This window comes from Psychromarinibacter sediminicola (assembly GCF_029168335.1).
GTDB classification, from domain to species: domain Bacteria; phylum Pseudomonadota; class Alphaproteobacteria; order Rhodobacterales; family Rhodobacteraceae; genus Psychromarinibacter; species Psychromarinibacter sediminicola.
The window spans coordinates 1-2,783 of the sequence record NZ_JARGYC010000160.1 but is presented as its reverse complement, the minus strand read 5'-3'; the positions used below and the strand labels follow the sequence as shown (position 1 = coordinate 2,783).

The 2,783-nt window shown below is 61.2% G+C and carries 2 protein-coding genes; both read right to left on the bottom strand.

The features are described 5' to 3' along the window. Positions 1–540: 540 nt before the first annotated feature. The gene (locus P1J78_RS24475; protein ID WP_275569989.1) at positions 541–1,794 is read right to left on the bottom strand and encodes a DNA polymerase IV; all 1,254 of its coding nucleotides are present in this window, start codon (positions 1,792–1,794) and stop codon (positions 541–543) included. A 161-nt stretch (positions 1,795–1,955) separates the two neighbouring features. Then, a complete protein-coding gene (locus tag P1J78_RS24470; protein WP_275569988.1) occupies positions 1,956–2,576 on the bottom strand; it encodes a hypothetical protein in 621 nt (206 codons plus the stop codon). Positions 2,577–2,783: the final 207 nt, after the last annotated feature.

Genomic DNA, 2,783 nt, shown 5'->3' with positions numbered 1-2,783 from the left:
TCACACGCGCCTTTCCGAGGTCTGTCGTCGAGAACCGGATGCGGCTCTCGGGATCGAGAATGTCGACGCCTGCCCGCCGCTCGATTCGTGCGTTGTCATGATTGGCGCAGCGTTGCTTCTCGGGTTGAAGTCAATCTCGCGCCAGTAGAGTAAAAAAGCTGACATTCGTCAGAGCACCCGCAACGGCAGGTTCGTCCGCGTAGCCGACCTTCCTGCGCCCGGCGACCGAGGTCCGGTTCGGATCAGACATCGTTCAGGGGTGGGCCGATATCGTGTGATGCGGCCTGCCAATAGAAGCCGGAGACTCCGTCCGTTCGGGGCAAGTAGTTCTGACGTACAACGGAGAATCCGCGCGCGACTTGGATGCGTCCGAGAGCGATTCTCGCCCCGTCACACCGCCCCGTCGGGCCGGCGCTGTCCGGCGTCCCGCTGTGTCGAACCGCGTCCGAAATGACGTGCCGCGCCGTGCGTCCGAACTTCCCCTGTTAGCGGTACCGCAATAAAAACCAGATACTTGGACCCCCGTCCAACCTCGGACGCCTACCGCAGCGACCGGCCCTTCACGATCGCATCCGGCCCGAACCTCTCGCGGATCGCATCCGTCGCCCGCTCCGCCTGGGCCCTCTGAAGCGCGTGGGGGTCCAGCAGGTCCCCCGCCCGGTCCGCCGCCTCGGCCCCGGTCAGCTGGCTGATCCCCACCCCCAGCAGCCGATAGGGCCCCTCCGGCCCGACGATCTCGAAGAGCTCCCGGGCGGTGCGATAGATCCGGTCGGCCATCTGGGTCGCGTCGGGCAGCCGGCTCTGCCGGGTCAGGAGGCGATGGTTGGCCCGCTTCAGCTTCAGCGTGACCACCCGCCCGGCCTGCCCCTTGGCCTTGGCCCGGTCCGAGACCTTCTCGGCCAGCCGCCAGATATGGCCGTCGAGGATGTCCGGGTCGGCCGTGTCCTCGCCGAAGGTGGTCTCGTTCGAGATCGACTTGACCGGCGCGTCCCGGGTGACCCGCCGCCGGTCCTCGCCGCGGGCGAGGTGATAGAGCCGGTCGCCCATGGCGCCGAAGCGGGCGATCAGCTGGTCCTTCTCCCAGCGCTTGAGGTCGGCGAAGGTCCGGATGCCGGCCGCCTCCAGGCTCTCCTGCGCGGCCGGGCCGATGCCCCAGATCAGCCGGACCGGCTTCGGCGCCAGGAAGGCTTCGGTCTCCGCCCGCCCGATCACGGCGAAGCCATGCGGCTTGTCGAGGTCGGAGGCGACCTTGGCCAGGAACTTGTTGTGGCTGAGGCCGATCGAGCCGGTGATGCCCAGCTCGGCCTTCATCCGCCGGGTCAGCCGGGCGAGCATCACGGCGGGGGGCTGACCGTGGAGGCGGGCGGTGCCGGTGAGGTCGAGGAAGGCCTCGTCCAGCGACAGCGGCTCGATCGAGGGGGTCAGCTCCTCCATCATCGCCCGGACCTGCCGCGAGACCTCGACATAGGTCTCCATCCGACCCTTCAGGACCACGGCCTCGGGGCAGAGCTTGAGGGCCTGGAACATCGGCATCGCCGAGCGGACGCCCTTGATCCGGGCGATGTAGCAGGCGGTGGAGACGACCCCCCGCTTGCCGCCGCCGATGATGACGGGCTTGTCGCGGAGCTCGGGATTGTCCCGCTTCTCGACCGAGGCGTAGAAGGCGTCGCAGTCCATATGGGCGATGGAGAGGCTGTCGAGCTCGGGATGGGCGACGATCCGGGGCGACCGGCAGGCGGGGCAGCGGCGGCCGGTTTCGAAGCGGGTCAGACAGTCTCGGCAGAGGGCGGGCATGGGGGCGTCCGAGGTTGGACGGGGGTGTAAGGTGTTGATGTTGTTGGTGGTAGCGGTAACTGCGTGGGTGAGTCCGGACGGTGTCCGGGGGTGGGGAGAGTATGGCGGAAATTGGTGGGGGGTGGAAGGTGGGGCCTACTTGAAGACCCACTGAGGCAAGGTCACAGAAAGCTCAATTGGGAGTCTACGGCTTCGTCACTATTAGAATGGAGAGTATGTAGATTGCGACAAACACGTCGTAGTATCTCGATCCGCTGGCCGGTATGCATTTTTCGAATAGCTTCCATCGAATAAGAGCGATCAGAGACTTCGTCTAGTGCCAAATTAAAATTTGTGAAGTCCTTAAGATATTTGGTCTCTAAAGGTTCTTTCGAAGACAGGATGCGTAACTTGGTTGGTCGAACATAGAACCTCCAAGGAAAATCTCTTAGAACTTGAAGAACTTGCCAAGCGAATGACCTGTCTTTCCCATCATAGATCGTTAGGTGGGGTGTGCCGTCCGGGTAGTCCGGCTTTCTCCAGAAATCGGAAATAAATGCAATCTCAGCGCGCAAAAAGACAGTATTTTGTCTTTCATTGAAAAAGGTTGAGGGCTTGGAAAGCAGGATAGGATCCATCTGCTTTTCCAGAACAGATTTGTTGATGTCTTTTCTGTGTTTGTACGGTCCCCTCAAAGTTATGTGCGCTTTCCTAGCGAAATCCGGCTGAAGAACGACACGGGTAAGATCAAACAACCTGTCTACCCGTTCGTCCTCAAAGAAAACCCCAACAAAATACTTCATACCAATATGTACCGTAAATAGCTGTTTCTCTCCGCTATCTCTTTGGTGATATTGTATATAGACTCGCCAAAGCGGTCAGCCCTATTGAACGCTTCAATCCGAAGGGGCTTATCGCTAGAGCGTTTTCCGATCAATCTGCATCGTATCCGCAGGCGGCGAAGTAGTTTTCGCATTCCTGGTGCGTGAAGCAGTCGATGAGTTCGCCGA